Source organism: Siphonobacter curvatus (assembly GCF_002943425.1).
GTDB classification, from domain to species: domain Bacteria; phylum Bacteroidota; class Bacteroidia; order Cytophagales; family Spirosomataceae; genus Siphonobacter; species Siphonobacter curvatus.
Genome location: NZ_PTRA01000006.1, coordinates 63,992 through 79,627, shown reverse-complemented (window position 1 = coordinate 79,627; position 15,636 = coordinate 63,992). Strand labels below are relative to the sequence as shown.

Annotated in this window: 10 protein-coding genes; 4 read left to right on the top strand and 6 right to left on the bottom strand. The window is 47.2% G+C overall.

All coding sequences use genetic code 11. The features are described 5' to 3' along the window. Positions 1-45: 45 nt before the first annotated feature. Complete coding sequence (locus C5O19_RS21945; RefSeq protein ID WP_104715535.1) at positions 46-411, top strand: hypothetical protein; 366 nt, start codon at positions 46-48, stop codon at positions 409-411. Positions 412-447: 36 nt separating this feature from the next. Here C5O19_RS21945 and C5O19_RS21940 read toward each other — a convergent pair whose 3' ends face one another. The 4 genes from C5O19_RS21940 to C5O19_RS21925 form a co-directional block, all read right to left on the bottom strand. Then, the gene (locus tag C5O19_RS21940) at positions 448-1,350 is read right to left on the bottom strand and encodes a replication initiation protein (protein WP_104715534.1); all 903 of its coding nucleotides are present in this window, start codon (positions 1,348-1,350) and stop codon (positions 448-450) included. A 1,381-nt stretch (positions 1,351-2,731) separates the two neighbouring features. Then, a complete protein-coding gene (locus tag C5O19_RS21935; RefSeq protein WP_104715533.1) occupies positions 2,732-4,849 on the bottom strand; it encodes an outer membrane protein assembly factor BamB family protein in 2,118 nt (705 codons plus the stop codon). A gap of 80 nt (positions 4,850-4,929) precedes the next feature. Continuing rightward, positions 4,930-6,357, bottom strand: a complete 1,428-nt coding sequence (locus C5O19_RS21930; RefSeq protein WP_104715532.1) for a sensor histidine kinase — start codon at positions 6,355-6,357, stop codon at positions 4,930-4,932. A 2-nt stretch (positions 6,358-6,359) separates the two neighbouring features. After that, a complete protein-coding gene (locus C5O19_RS21925; protein WP_104715531.1) occupies positions 6,360-7,049 on the bottom strand; it encodes a response regulator transcription factor in 690 nt (229 codons plus the stop codon). Between the two features lie 377 nt (positions 7,050-7,426). Here C5O19_RS21925 and C5O19_RS21920 point away from each other — a divergent pair, with 377 nt between their 5' ends. Genes C5O19_RS21920 through C5O19_RS21910 form a run of 3 tightly spaced genes read left to right on the top strand, consistent with a single transcriptional unit; the run spans position 7,427 to position 13,016 of the window. Continuing rightward, on the top strand, positions 7,427-8,767 hold the full coding sequence (locus C5O19_RS21920; RefSeq protein ID WP_104715530.1) for a TolC family protein: 1,341 nt from the start codon (positions 7,427-7,429) through the stop codon (positions 8,765-8,767). A 7-nt stretch (positions 8,768-8,774) separates the two neighbouring features. After that, positions 8,775-9,881: an efflux RND transporter periplasmic adaptor subunit gene (locus C5O19_RS21915; protein ID WP_104715529.1), complete on the top strand. Its 1,107-nt coding sequence runs from the start codon at positions 8,775-8,777 to the stop codon at positions 9,879-9,881. A 24-nt stretch (positions 9,882-9,905) separates the two neighbouring features. Continuing rightward, positions 9,906-13,016: an efflux RND transporter permease subunit gene (locus C5O19_RS21910; protein WP_104715528.1), complete on the top strand. Its 3,111-nt coding sequence runs from the start codon at positions 9,906-9,908 to the stop codon at positions 13,014-13,016. 131 nt (positions 13,017-13,147) lie between these two features. On the opposite strand, the gene C5O19_RS21905 is transcribed toward C5O19_RS21910, so the two are convergent. Then, positions 13,148-14,476, bottom strand: a complete 1,329-nt coding sequence (locus tag C5O19_RS21905) for an OmpA family protein (RefSeq protein WP_104715527.1) — start codon at positions 14,474-14,476, stop codon at positions 13,148-13,150. Positions 14,477-14,607: 131 nt separating this feature from the next. Beyond that, positions 14,608-15,624: a hypothetical protein gene (locus C5O19_RS21900; RefSeq protein ID WP_243406476.1), complete on the bottom strand. Its 1,017-nt coding sequence runs from the start codon at positions 15,622-15,624 to the stop codon at positions 14,608-14,610. Positions 15,625-15,636 lie beyond the last annotated feature (12 nt).

The following is a 15,636-nucleotide window of genomic DNA, read 5'->3' as shown; positions in this document are numbered from 1 at the left end:
TTTAACGTATTTTTTAAGGCAAATATCACTGTATCTATTCACGTTATGGCCATTTCATCCGCACCCAAAAAGAAAGCTTCCAGTGATTCGGTTGCTGAAGATAAAATTCTGGAGGTGATCAATCGGGGAGGTTCTACGACTCGCCCGGTTGAGAAAGAGCTGGAAGAAAAACCCGCTCGTAAAGAAGCCAAGCCTAAACCCGCGAAAGCCGAACCTGTGCTTGTGCCGGAAGTACTCAAACGCTTTTCGATTGAGTTAACTGAAAGCGAAACGCATATGATCAAGGAGCTGCGGAATCACCGCCCACAACGGGGTAGAACCCGTAAGATTTCCATTTCGGTTACGGACTGGATCATCGAAGCCGTACAAGAGAAAATTGATCGGGAAAAACGTAAATACGGCGTTGAGTAAGTCCCGAATGGAGTAGGGGAGGGGCTGTAGTGCCCTCTACAGCCCAAATGATTTGGCGGTATAGCTACCTACGTTTTTGATTTCGTTGTTCGCCATCCGTACCTCGATGTCGTAAAGGATTTTATTAATCTTCTCGATCGGGAAGGACTCGATGACTTCCTCGGCCTGGTCCTGTCGTAACTTGAAACGATTCAGCAGACGATCCATCAGGGGACTAAAATCAATGACATTGGGCGTAATGTAGGAAACTTCAAACTCTACCTGTTCCACGGGTTTACGACCCCGACCGGGACGATCCCCCAGAATAGGCGTGAACGTAAAAGTCAGATCCGTATGGCCGTTAATTTCGCGACTGGCTACTTCCAGTACATCCCGTTGAAATTGCGTCCATACGGGGTATTTATCCTTGCCCGTCTTGGTATCCATCACACCCAGCATGAGCTTTAGATCCACGAGCTTACGACGGAAGGTCTTGTTTTTCATGTTCTTGTACATGCACAACAATTCGTAAATCCGCTTGGCGTAAATGGACTGCAAACTTATCGCGGCCTGTAACTGAATTTTTGTAAAGCGTTCTTTCAGATCAACGTAGAAAGGGCGAATTTCCTGGGACAGGGCAATTTCGATAATGCCCGTCCCTTTTTTGTACTTCGCCGAAGCGGCAAAGGTCGTCTGCAGGAAATCCCCGTTGGGCAAATACCCCTGTACGAGTCGGGTGACGATGCGGGCCGTTGCATTTTTATACGCTTCAAATTTAATCTCTTCACTACCCATAATTTTTGCAATTTCCTTGATGGAAACCTGATAGACTTTCATGGGTGAATCATCGGGACGAACCTGAGCAATAACCATGTAGAGGATATTTCGCTCCGTCTCCGTCATCTCGTAACGGGCCTGTGTAAGGAAGTTGTCCTGATAAATTTCTATCTGTGCATTCATGGGTTAAGAGATCGGCTATGACTGAACAAATAACGCATAAAAAAGAATATAATGTACCTAGTTTGAACAAATACATTTTATTACCAACCAAACTACATTTTTATGGATCGGGTTTACCGACCAAACCCCATTTTTTAAATGGAAAATACCGACCAAAGTCCATGTTTTTACCGACCAAACTACATTTTATAAAAGTTATCCACAAGGTAAAATACTAATAATCAACTCATTACAACGCTCGTTTTTCCCTTCAAGAGATTATCAAGAGATATTGAAAAACACAAACTCTTGATGAATGAAAAAAGCCCCCCCGCTTCGTTTCTGTTGAAATCAAAAAAAGACTTTTGTAAAAAATCAAAAAAATCAAAAAGCTTGGCAAAGAAAAAAAGGGAGTCAGGGCGTGAACTATATTTTTAGTTTATCAATTGGCCTAGAAAGTGAACTTAACTCAACCAACGTCAGAACCGACAGCTCGCAAATACAGCCTCTCTCAGCCATTTTCTAAGCGAAGCATTCACCCTTACTCCAGTTAGCCATTTAAAGGCCTCACAAAGGCTCTTATTGAACTCGTCCTTAAAATCTTACTTCATCACACCGACCAAACTACATTTTTTTATTCCGATCCCCGGTCAGCAAGGCTACAAAGCCTAGAAGTATCCTTTCCCGATCCATCTTTGCAGGTGTACACCGACCAAAATACATTTTATTAAAACCCTTCTCCTCCAAAATGATTGGTTACGAGAGGTGTAAAATCGCTACAAACAAATAACTAGCTGATTATGAGACATCTTAATAAACCACTAGGTTCTTTTTGAGACTTGGGAAATACACCGACCAAACTACATTTTATTAAGCGGTTTGTGTAAAAATTGACATGTTAATTCTCTGATTTTCAGATAATTACAATCTATATTTTCAAGTAAAATACGGGACGACCAAACTACATTTTATTAAAGAATCAGGATTGGGATCAAGCTGATGTGAGTCCAGCAATGACCGACCAAACCACATTTTATTTAATATAGACCTATTGATTATCAGTGGTTTAGCTTCAACCATACTATTGGATTTACCGAAATGGCAATGACCGACCAAACTACATTTTATTAAGATGGGGCGAAAGGAAAAGCAATCGATTACCCTGATTACAAGCTGGTTACAAATCCTACTCTAAAGTGACTATTCATCAATCGATCCGAAATACCGACTGCATTGCGTATATTATTCGAATCCTAATGACAGGTTCTATTGCCAGTTTTCGTGTTGGAAAGAGGGTAACGAAGAAACACATAAAACTAAAATTAGCGGCATAGCAAACGTCCTTTAAAACGTCTATTACACCCCTAATTTTAACGTCAAAATTAGTTCCTCAATAAAACTGTTATAAACTGAAAGCGAGATAGTAACCCCCTGGTTTATGCCCATTTTTAACACCACCTACGGCTAATACAATATATTGTTTCCCGTTCATCTGATACGTCATGGGTGTAGCGAAACCACCCGCAGGCAGTTGGTATTCCCACACTACTTTACCCGTTTTTTTGTCGAAAGCCCGGAAGCGTTCATCCTTTGTAGCAGCTATGAATACCAAACCTCCAGCCGTAACCAAGGGACCTCCGTAGCTCTCCGTTCCCGTAACAGGTAGTCCTTTCTTTGTCAATTCCGGAAACTCACCAAGTGCAACTCTCCAAAGGTATTCCCCCGTGTTAAGATCAATTGCATTCAGGGTACCCCAAGGTGGCGTAATAGCCGGATAGCCATCGGGATCGAGAAAACGTTTCCAACCCGTATTCACATAAGGTGGAGGGGGTGGTGTATCAGCGGTAGTTACCGCGGGCTTTGAATCATGGGGATCAGGCGGAATGGGCTTATTAATTCCCAAAAGAAAATTGACAATGGCCAGACGCGTTTTTTCCGGTACCTGCTGAAACGAAGGCATACGGCCACGTCCCGTCTGCAAAATTTGCATCACCTGTTGAGGTGAATACTTGGCTTTTACATTCCGTAAGTCGGGGTATTCGACCCCATTGCCTTTACGTTCGGAGCCGTGGCAAATCGAGCAATGATCGAGGTACAACGTTTCACCCGAGAGCGGTTGGGATTTCTGACGTTTAAATTCTTCCATTTGCACATCCCAGACCATCTCATTGGCATTTTGATAGAGAATACCCTGCTCGTCAACGGCACTGCCACCCCATTCAGCTCCACCTCCTAATCCAAAAACCAGCGTTCCTTCCTTGCTGGGCGGGATGAATTTGTTTCCGGAACGCGTTTGCTGAAAACGCTTCAGTACAAAGGCATGAGCCTCGGGGGTACGCGTAGTGATATCCGCTTCCGTTAAAAACTGTCGCGTGAGCGGAGCTGGTTTCAACGGGTATTTTTGCGTAGGCCAGGGCTTTTCACCGGGGAGAGCTTCGGTTGGTACCGGGCTTTCTTCAATCGGAAACAGCGATTCTCCCGTATCTCGGTTCAATACGTACACCAGACCGTCTTTCGTCGCCTGTACGACTACTTCTACTTTTTTTCCCTGATGAACTACGGTGGTTAACGTTGGTGAACAGGGAATATCGCGATCCCATAAGTCGTGATGGATCGTCTGGAAATGCCAGAGTCGTTTCCCCGTCTCCGCGTCTAGAGCCAGAATACAGTCAGAAAAAAGGTTTGTTCCTTCCCGAGCACCCCCGTAGAAATCACTGGAGGGAGAGCCCGTACCGAGATAAACCACCCCACGTTTTTCATCCAATACCATGCCTCCCCAATTATTAGCGGCCCCACTCTTTTTCCAGGCATCTTTAGGCCAGGTATCATAGCCGTATTCACCCGGGTGAGGAATGGTATGAAAAACCCATTTGAGTTTGCCCGAACGGACATCGAAACCGCGTATGTAACCGGGAGCGGCATCCGTACCTTCACCTACCCGCGAACCCATTACCAGGGTTTCTTTATAAATGATGCCCGGACTGGTAGCATCAACCGGTAACGCGTTTACGTCCCGGTCCAGGCCATCGCCTACACCTTCATGTAAATCGATGGAACCCTTCTCGCCAAATTCAGACACCAACGTGCCTTTCTCGGCATCCAAAGCAAACAACCGGGAGCCCGCCGAATAGTAAATCCGTTTCCCTTCCGGCCAGTACATCAAACCCCGGATGGGATGGAAGGTAGGGATCTGATTCTCGAAAGGGTCAAACTTCCAGAGTTCTTCCCCCGTATCGGCTTTCAAAGCGAAGAGCTTCAGGAGCGGCGTCGTTCCGTACAGGATTCCATGGATCATTAAAGGCTGACACTGAATCTCAAACGGATTTTCCCCCTGAACGGCCTTATAGCTCCAGGCTACTTTAAGCTGCGAGACATTGCTGCGATTAATCTGATCGAGTTTAGAGTAACGGTTACCAGCGTAGTTGCCTCCGTACGTGGGCCAATCTTCCGAGGGTTTTTCGGGACTGCTACAACTCCAGCCTAACAGAGCGAAGGCTCCGATCAATGCAAGGTATTTCATAACGTAGGTGGCGATGCCTATACGCTATAAGGCGAGTGGACGCCGGATTGTTTAGAAATGATAATGTCTAGACCCATGCTCTAGCTTTCTTTTACTTCTTCGTTGAGGGCGGGTAAAGAGGGTAAGTCCACCTGAAAACGGGTACCCTGATCCAGTAGAGAAGTTACCATAATTCGGCCTCGGTGTAGTTTAATAATCTTCTCGGTGAGAGATAAACCAATCCCGTTTCCCTTGATCGCATGAGAATTGGTAGCCCGGTAGAAAGGCTGGAATATATAGTCAAGCTCCGATTCGGCAATGCCGATACCCTGATCTTCGAAAAGTACTTCGACGTAGTCCGAATGAGGCTTCACGGTGATCTGCGTATGATGATCGGACGAGAACTTACAGCCGTTTTCAATCAAATTCATAAAGGCCATTTGTAAAAGCGATTCTTCACCCCTTATGGCAATGGCGGGTAAAGATTCATCTTCATCCTGAGCATCCGTTGCAAAACTGATGCGGTAATTAGGGTATTTATGCAGTACCGAAGCGACGGCTTCGTAGATCACTTCGTCGAGCTGTACGGTTGCCCAAGTCACCTGAATTTCCTTCACGTCAAACTGAGCTAGTTCGAGCAATCCATTCGATAACGCGTTCAGGCGATTAATATCTTCCAGAAGTGATTTTAATAAATTCTGATACTCTTCACTCGAACGAGGTTTAATTAAAGATACCTCAATCTGGTTGGTAATCAGAGTTAAAGGAGTTCGTAACTCATGCGATGCGTTAGAGACAAAACTCCGTTGCATTTCGAAACTGGAAATCCGGTCGAGCATCTGATTAAACGATACCGCCAGTCGACTCAGCTCATCGTCCGCGTCGGGCGGTACGGGCAAGCGTAATTCCAGATTTGAAACTTTGATCTGCTCAATTTTTTCGATCATATTCGAGATCGGTTTGATGGAGCGGCGGGCGAAAATCTGACTCAGAACGATAACTACCAAAAAGGCAATCACCAGGGTAGCTACTGAGACCGTAATCATTTCGTGCATTTTCTGCTGCCCGTAATCATCAATGGCGTACGAAACTACTTTGTACCGTTGCCCTTTGGAGTTGTGCAGTAAAAGACCGTAACCCATGCGTTCGCCATCGCTGATCGAAACTACCTTCTGACTGGTAATCTGTTGTAACAGCGGTTCGGTGATCGTAAAGGGAGGTTCCTGGATTTCCTTGTCATCCAGCTCCCCACTGTCGTACAGGAGTTGATTTTGTTCATCGAAAATGGCTACGCGGCGGTTGGATAAAGAGGTATAAGTCCCTTCGTCAATCCATCGTAACAGCGAACGATCCAGCGATTCCCCCCGCGACATGAGGTGCGTCATCGTCACACCCCGGTTTTTAACGATATTCAGAAAGTAATCCCGATTCGAGGTAGAGAAGTAGTAGTAAAAGTTCGCCAGAAACAGGAGCAGCACGGGCGAAACCACAACGACGAAGGTAAGGGACAGGCGGGTACGGAGGTGCATGTTTATTCGGCCATTTCTTTCATGATGTAACCAATCCCTTTGCGGGTATGGATGAGTTTGGTCGTGAAATCCTTATCAATTTTCTTTCGTAGGGTATTAATGTATACATCAATCAGGTTGGTGCCTGTGTCAAAAGGAATATCCCAGACGTTTTCGGCAATTTCGTTTCGGGTGAGTACGGTCCCCTGATTTCTCAAAAAGTACTCCAACAAGGCAATTTCACGGGGAGTAACGTTAACAGTGCGACCGGCCCGGCTTACCGTTTTTTCCCGTAGATCGAGTACCAGATCCGCAATGCTCAATTGGCTGTGAGCGGCAGAGGTACTGGACTGCTGGGTCCGTTTGCGGCTTACCTGAATGCGGGCTAGCAGTTCACTGAACTCGAAGGGTTTTACCAGATAGTCATCGGCACCCGCGTCGAAGCCCGTGAGTTTATTTTCAATCGTACCCAGAGCAGTCAGGATAATGATGGGAATATGGCTGTTTCGTTCGTGAATGTAGCGACACAGGTCGTACCCATTGATGTCGGGCAAATTAATATCCAGTATGACCAGATTAATCTCTCCCAGTTCCAGAGCTTTCTTCGCGGAAGCTCCATCCAGAGCTACGGAGGCCTGAAAGCCGTATTCGTCCAATCCGCGTTTGAGCGAAGTAGCGAGTTTTAACTCATCTTCTACAATTAATATCCGCATACAGAACCCAATCGAGGTGGCGTATTAAAATCACTCAGGAAAAGTCAAGTTACTACGTCAATCCTCACATTAAAATTTTTTAATCACCGACGAGCGGTTTTACGGTTTAACTAAAACTCCTGTACTAATCTTTAATGGTTTGATAAAACGCTGAAAAACAGACCTATATAGGCCAAAGATACAATTTTCCTAAGCTTTAAAAATAGAACTATATAACCTTTAACGAATTCTAATCCTGTCTTTAACTTCTCTTAATGTTGGCCTAACCTTAGGCATTTACATTTGTTACGAGGGTTTTACCAGCGGCAGTAAAACGGATGATTTTACCCGATTAATTGATAAATGCCTCGGATTTATTACGTTTTCTTAACTACTCCATGTTAGTACGTCAGTCATTGATTTATCCAATCGCCTTTCTGGTGGCTATGCTTGGTTTTCAGGCCCAGGCTCAACCAAAGGTTACGGAAGGAATACCGCTAATAGCGGCCCCTACTGATACGCTTCAGCTGACTTTAACGCAGGCCGAAGAGCAATTTACCCGGCAGAACTTAAACCTGATGATTGCTCAGTTGGGCATCAGCGAGTCACAAAAGCAGGAAATACAGGCAAAACTTCGGCCTAACCCTACGATATACGCTGAAATCATGCCTTACAATAATGGTACGGCTACCGCGGGTAAGGAACGGGCTATATTGCCATTTCGCCAAAGTAATTCCGAACAGATTGTACAGTTGCAACAGCTCCTGCTGCTGGCTGGTAAACGGAACAAGCAATTGGCCATCGCTCAAACCAGTACCGAAATTGCTCGTGACCGTTTTCAGGATGTGATCCGAACGTTGCGGTATGACCTGCGGAGTACGTTTTACAGTCTGTACTTTAATCAACAGTCAATTAGTATTTACGACGAGGAAATTCAGACGCTTCAGCAGACGGTGACGCTGTACCAGCAGCAGTACGAAAAAGGGAACGTTCCCCTGAAAGATCTAACCCGGCTGAAAGCGTATCTGTTTAATCTGACGACGGAAAAACAGTCACTTATCTTGCAACTGGCCAACGATCAGGCTGAATTGGCGGTACTATTAAATATGAATCCGGCGACGGTGGTACGGCCTGAAGTTACGACACAGGAGCTTGAAGCCTACAATCCGGCTTCACTGACGCTGAATGATTTGTACAATCGGGCGGAGGAAAATCGGTACGATCTGAAAGCGTATACCGATCAGTCCAAACTTGAACAGCAGAATCTGATTCTACAGAAAGCATTGGCCAAACCTGATCTGACCGTGCAGGCGACCTTTGACCGCAACGGGGCTTTTGGTTCAAATTATGTCGGGGTGGGCGTTGGATTGCCCGTACCCATTTTCAATAAAAACCAAGGCAACATCGAAGCGGCAAAAATTCGTACGCAGGCCAGTCAACAGGGCATTGCCGCCTATCGATTGCAGGTGCAGAGCGAAGTACAGAAAGCGTATGTAAAAGTGCTCCAGACCAACCAGTTATACCAGCAGTTTGATACTCGCTTTAACGAAGACTTTTCGCGTCTCATTGATGGCGTAACTACGAATTACCGCAAGCAAAATATCGACGTAGTCGAGTTTCTGGACTTTTTCGATTCGTATAAAAATAGTCAGATTCAGTACCGTCAACTCCAGAACAACCGGATGCAAAGCCTCGAAGAGTTAGGCTACGCGGTCGGAACAAATCTATTCAGTCGATAAACTACTCATGAAAACGAATTCATTTCTCGCCCTCAAATGGTGCCTGTACGGAGCTCTGCTGCTAAGTCTGGGCATGACCGGTTGTCATTCCGACTCGGATAAAGATACGCAAACGGCTGAAGCCACGCCCGTTGATTCGAACTTACTGGCCGGAGCTACCATTGACACCGCCCGGCTAAAACCCATTACCAACGAACTTCAGTTAACGGGCAAAGTCACCTTTAACCAGGACAAAGTAGTCAAGGTTTTTTCACTGGTGGGCGGCCGCATTGAAAATGTGAAAGCAGATCTGGGGGCCCACGTACAAAAGGGACAAACGCTGGCAGTCATCAGTTCGGGCGATCTGGCTGACTTGCACCAGGAAGCGATTGCCGCTCAGGGACAGTTAGCTCTGGCTCAGAAAAATATGCAGGTAGCCGAAGACATGGTGCAAGCCGGATTGTCTTCCCAGAAAGACCTCGTTGCGGCTCGTGGACAATTGTCCGCGGCGAAGGGGGAGGTTGACCGGGTCAACGAACGCCGCCGCATCATGGGTGGGAGTGGAGCTTCCTACATCGTGAAGGCCCCGATTAGTGGCTTCATCGTGGAAAAAACGGCCGCTTCCGGAATGGAACTTCGGTCGGATGATCCCGAAACGCTGTTCACCATCTCTAACCTCGATCAGGTATGGGTAATGGCAAACGTGTACGAAGCCGACCTGAGTAACATTAATGAAGGCGATGAAGCAACCATTACAACCATCGCTTATCCGGATCAAGTATACAAAGGTCGAATCGATAAGGTTTTCAACGTACTCGACCCCGATAGCAAGACCATGAAGGTGCGAATTACGCTGCTCAATGCCGACTTTAAACTCAAGCCCGAGATGTTTGCCAACGTCATTGTTTCGTATCCGGGACAGGGGGAACGTATAGCAATTCCCGGTAATGCACTCGTATTCGACAAGAGCCGGAATTTCGTTGTCGTCGTCAATCGGCAGAATCAGCCCGTTGTACGTGAAGTTACCATCTTTAAAACCATCGGGGATACGGTCTATTTAAACAGTGGCTTGCAGGCGGGCGACCGAATTGTAACGAAAAACCAACTGTTGATTTACAATGCCTTAGATAATTAATGGAGCCGGGCTCCGACCTTTCCCATGAATAAGTTCATTAAAGGTATTTTGTCCTTCTCGCTGAAGAACAAATTCTTGATCTTCTTTCTGACGCTGCTGGCCGCTGTGGCGGGTTTCATCTGCTATCAGAATACCCCTATTGAAGCGTTTCCTGACGTTACGAATACCCGGATTACGATCATTACGCAGTGGCCGGGACGTTCCGCTGAAGAGGTGGAAAAATTCGTTACCATTCCGGTGGAAATTGGGCTGAATTCCGTGCAGAAAAAAACGGACATTCGCTCGTCGACGCTGTTTGGGTTGTCCGTCGTCAATGTCATGTTTGACGATGGGGTAGACGATGCCTTCGCCCGTCAGCAGGTAAACAACCTGCTAGGTAATGTGGATTTACCCGAAGGTATTCGACCCGAAGTACAGCCGCCCTACGGACCTACGGGGGAAATTCTCCGCTATACGCTCAAGTCACCCACGCGGTCGGTACGGGAATTGAAAACGCTTCAGGACTGGGTCATTGACCGTCAGTTCAAAAGCGTACCCGGCGTGGCCGACGTAGTAAGCTATGGCGGGGAAGCCAAAGCGTACGAGATTTCCATCAATCCCCACCGCCTGCTTGATTACGGCATTACACCACTTGAAGTATTCCAGGCTGTACAAAGTGCCAACCTCAACGTGGGGGGCGACGTCATTGAAAAAAGTTCGGAAGCCTATGTGGTCCGTGGCATCGGGATGCTCGACAACTTACAGGACATTGAGAATACGGTAATCAAAAACGTGAAGGGTACGCCCATCATGGTACGTAACGTGGCCGATGTGGCAGAGTCTGCTTTACCCCGACTGGGTCAGGCTGGTCGCGACAAGGAAGACGACGTTGTCGAAGGAGTAGTGATTATGCGGAAGGGTGAAAATCCCAGTGAAGTCATTGCCCGGGTAAAGGATAAAATCAAGGAGCTGAACACCACGATTTTACCCGAGGACGTTAAAATCAATACGTTCTACAACCGCGAAACGCTCATTAACTTCTCTACGCATACCGTTACCCACAACCTGCTGGAAGGTCTGATTTTCGTAACCGTCATCGTCTTTATTTTCATGGCCGACTGGCGAACGACCGTCACCGTTTCCATTGTCATTCCGCTGGCTTTGCTCTTTGCCTTCATTTGTTTGCGATTGAAAGGTATGTCGGCCAACCTGCTTTCGATGGGTGCCATTGACTTTGGAATCATCGTCGATGGAGCGGTGGTGATGGTGGAGGGTATTTTTGTAACGTTGGACGAGATGGCTCACCGCGAAGGCATGAGCCGTTTCAACAAGATGGCTAAACTGGGCGTGATTCGGAAAACGGGTACGGAAATGGGTAAAGCCATTTTCTTTTCTAAAGCCATTATCATTACCTGTCTGGTCCCCATCTTCTCGTTTCAGAAAGTAGAAGGAAAGATGTTCTCGCCCCTGGCTTGGACCTTGGGCTTTGCCTTACTCGGAGCACTGATTTTTACGCTGACGCTGGTGCCCGTACTGGCCAGTATGCTGCTGAAGAAAAACGTGAAAGAAAAACATAACTTCTTCACGGATTTCATCACCCGCTCTACCATGAAAGGCTTTGGCTTTACGTACGCCCACAAGAAACTAACGCTGCTGGCTACGACGATACTCGTCGTTATTGGGCTGGCTGGTTTTAAACTATTGGGTACGGAGTTTCTGCCGGAACTGAATGAAGGTTCCATTTACGTACGGGCGACCATGCCGATGTCGATTTCATTGCCCGAATCCGTACGCCTGACGACGCAGATGCGAAAGGTATTCGAGCAGTTCCCCGAGGTAAAAGCAGTGATTTCCCAAACCGGACGTCCCAACGATGGTACGGATCCGACCGGCTTCTACAACATTGAGTTTCTGGTGGATATTTATCCAAAGGACGAGTGGAAAAGCGGTATCACGAAAGAGCAACTGATCGCTCAGATGCAGAAAAAACTTTCGGTATTTCCCGGCGTAGATTTTGGCTTTTCGCAACCCATTATGGACAACGTGGCCGAAGCCGTCTCAGGGGTGAAGGGTAGTATCGCTGTGAAGATCTACGGAAAGGATCTGAACATTCTGGAAGAAAAAGCCGGAGAAATCGACGCTCAACTGGCTACCGTATCGGGAATTACGGATCTAGGGGTGATTCGGAACATCGGTCAGCCGGAAATGCACATTTTGCTGGATGAGCAAAAGCTGGCTCTGTACGGGGTGAATAAAACCGATGCTCAGGCCGTCGTTGAAATGGCCATTGGCGGTAAAGCTGCCACGCAGATTTACGAAGGTGAACGCCGTTTTGATTTACGGATTCGGTACGCCCCCAACTTCCGCTCAACTGAGGAACAGATTGCCAATCTGATGGTACCGACGATGAACAATACCGAAATTCCCATCAAACAGATTGCCACGATCAGTACACAAACGGGTCCGGTATTGATTTATCGCGAAGGGAACGTTCGCTACGGAGCCGTGAAATTTTCCGTACGCGGTCGGGATATGGGCGGAGCCGTGGCTGAAGCCCAGCAGAAAGTAGCTGCTGCGGTGAAACTGCCTCCGGGTTATACGGTGAAATGGGCGGGGGATTTTGAAAACCAGCAACGGGCCACGGCTCGACTGGCTCAGGTAGTACCCATTAGTTTACTGGGCATTTTCCTGATTTTGTTCGTACTGTTTGGCAATGCCAAAGACGCCGGACTGGTACTGGTAAACGTGCCCTTCGCCATCATTGGCGGGATTGCCGCTCTATTGATTACGCACGTCAATTTCAGTATCTCGGCGGGCATTGGATTCATTGCTCTCTTCGGAATCTGTATTCAGAATGGCGTAATCTTAATCTCGGTATTCAAGAAGAATCTGCAAAAGAAAATTCCGCTCAACCAGTCCATTTCGCAGGGCGTATTGTCGCGGGTCCGGCCCGTGGTCATGACGGCCATGATGGCGGCGATTGGTCTGATTCCGGCGGCTTTATCTACGGGCATTGGTTCAGAAACTTCGAAACCTCTGGCGATTGTCGTCATTGGTGGCTTGATTACGGCAACCTTACTGACGTTGCTGGTCTTCCCGCTGGTGTTTTATATGTCTTACCGACGGACGTATGCTCACTTGGTAGATCAGTTATAGAGTTTAAGTTAATGCTAACAAGAAGAGCGACGTAACCATACGTCGCTCTTCTTGTTTTTTTCCTTTACTAGTACAGGTTTCCAAACCTGTACTAGTATACAAAATTATCTAACACGCCAATCGAGTCCTTTTTATAACTTCAAAAACTCCACCCGCCGATTATTCGCTTTTCCTACCAGCGTATCATTTGAATCGATGGGTTGAGTTTTGCCTTTCCCATCCGTTTCCAGTCGGGATGCATCCAGGCCAAAGTCCGAGATCAGAATTCTTTTCACCGATTCCGCCCGGTGTTTGGACAGGTCCACATTCGTGCTTTCATTCCCATCCGCGTCGGTATGACCTACGATCTTCACGCGTAGACTGGCATTTTCCTTCAAAACATTGGCAATATCCTGCAAGGCCCCGAACGAACCGGGCTTGATGCGATCACTGTTTACATCGAAAAGAATCCCGTGTGTGGTAAATTTTCCTTCGGTCAGCAGTTTATTACGGGTATCCGGAGCACCCACCGCCAGCTCGATATTACTCACGAAAAAAGCTCCCTCTTTTTTATCGTAATCCGGAGCATAAGCGGCCAGCACGAGTGAATTCAAGGCCGTAGTAGTTTCCAGTGCCCGTGGCAGATCCAGCACTTTGGTACTATCCAGATAAACCCGAACGCGTTGTTTTTGTCGCCAAATGGACACCTTTACCGCATTTTTCTTGGGAACTACGAATTCCGGAGAGCCGTCCCGGTGCTGCGAGCCGATCAGATGCGAGGAGTAGTGAATACTTCCAGAACCCGAAGATTTGGGCCGGAATCCAATTTTAAAATTGGGGGTTGACGAAGTAGATTCATCGGCTCCCCAGCTAAACTTCTCATCCGCATTTTTCGTCTGCATCAGACTAATGATAAACGTACCAATACCGGCGATGCCCGGAGAGGCCATCACATCCATTTGCAGGGTGAAATTTTCGGGCAAATCCTGTGTCAGATATTCCGGATAAAAAACGCCATCCTGATTCATACGTAGCCACTTTCCGGGTCGATTGTTCACTGTAACCAGTTCGCCACCCGTACGCGTATTCCATTGAGCCGGAAAATCGCCTATGGCATCCTGCGAGAAATCTTCGTGAACAATGATTTTTTCTCCCGGAACAAAATCAAAGCGTGAATACGAGGTAAAAGTAACGGGCGAAGCGGGTGCCGCTGCTGGAGAAACAGACGGAGTAGGATCGTTAGAAGTTCCCACGGTACTATTGGAACCGTGGGGATCAGACGTAGGTGGCGTAGACTCTTCGCCCGCTTTTGATTCCTTCTTTTTCTTTTTTGAAGTGGCCTTGTCGATCGATTGATCAATGGTTTGGTCAATCTTCTGATTTACTTTCTGCTCTACTCTACTTTTAATACGGTCTAACAATTGAGCCTGAGCATTGCCCGCCCACATGCTGACAACTACTAGTACCAAAAATTTCTGCATGCCTGAATAAAGAGTTAAGGAGTTTCAAATGCGGCAGCAAGTATAGTTACTTCTGCCATAGCCTGCGGCTTTAAGAAGTACGAACACGAACTAAAAATGGATTATCGGTTGTCAGGCAGGATTAAATACGTTTATTCTTTGGTGAAGAACGTATATTGAATGTTCCAGCGAAATTCCTTGCCCGGTTCGGCCTTGACTGGAATATATAGTTCCGGGCAAAACGTCGTACGCTTGGCCCAGCACACGATTCGGGTCAACGGTTGATCGCCGGTGACGTTAACCCCTACACTTTTGTTTTCCACGCGGAGGTGGTAGTCTTTGGCGGTTGTACCAAAGCCAGTCAGGAAGACCTGCGTCGATTCACCCGGCTCCAGTTCCTTCAGAAAACGCCACGTGTTTCCTTCCACCGCCGCCAGCGTACCTAGTCCCTGCGTCTCGCCCTGGGTTTGGAGGTCAAACGGAAACGTGACCCGGCAGTCGGGACCCGTCGGCTGACGATCCAGTACGAAGAAGTTATGGTTATAGACGTTCGTTTCAATCGTTTTAGTACCGGTATTTTTCAGGCGATGTTCCAATACTAGTACGGGTTTGTTGGGAAGCAGTCGAACCGTTTTTTCATAGTGGTACGAATACCCCGCCGCATCGCTTAGTTCGTGCACGAAGGTAACCTGATCTTTGCTTACGCGGGTCGTCCAGTGACCGGGATTTATGTTTTCGTAAGAATGATAAAAACGGTACGCGGTCGTGTCTTTTTTACGCAAAGCACCCACACCAATTTTCAGAAAGGTTTCGCCGGGCTTGGCGGCTGCGTAACCTATAGCTACAAATTCTTCTACGGGACCCGTGATGGCGTCATTTACCTTGGGATCGTGTGTATCGAACCAGGGGCCGAAGAAGGAGTGGCCCTGATACTGTAAATCGGTAATGACACCCGACCAGTCAAAACGTTCCGCCCGGTAATACCCTCGTTGAGCATCCGGTACATACAGTTTAGCGGTGATCAGTCCATTGGAAATCGTAGTTTCGGGAAAAGACTCACTTCGTTGAAAAGCCCACAGACTCAACGTTAAACAAAATAATCCCAGTAAGCGGCTGAAACGGGGAAAAAGAGGTAGAAAAGAGCCTTGTAAATCAACGCGAAGAGCCATCGTAGGTAGGAG